Source organism: Vibrio sp. T9, assembly GCF_003123985.1.
In the GTDB taxonomy this organism is placed as follows: Bacteria; Pseudomonadota; Gammaproteobacteria; order Enterobacterales; family Vibrionaceae; genus Vibrio; species Vibrio diabolicus.
The window spans coordinates 1-255 of sequence record NZ_NIGY01000214.1 but is presented as its reverse complement, the minus strand read 5'-3'; the positions used below and the strand labels follow the sequence as shown (position 1 = coordinate 255).

Annotated in this window: 1 rRNA gene; it reads left to right on the top strand. The window is 54.9% G+C overall.

The window, feature by feature from the left end:
- Positions 1-255 (top strand): 16S ribosomal RNA (locus CBX98_RS26145); the annotation flags it as partial.

Below are 255 nucleotides of genomic sequence, written 5' to 3'. Positions count from 1 at the left end.
GGAACTCCAGGGAGACTGCCGGTGATAAACCGGAGGAAGGTGGGGACGACGTCAAGTCATCATGGCCCTTACGAGTAGGGCTACACACGTGCTACAATGGCGCATACAGAGGGCAGCCAACTTGCGAGAGTGAGCGAATCCCAAAAAGTGCGTCGTAGTCCGGATTGGAGTCTGCAACTCGACTCCATGAAGTCGGAATCGCTAGTAATCGTGGATCAGAATGCCACGGTGAATACGTTCCCGGGCCTTGTACAC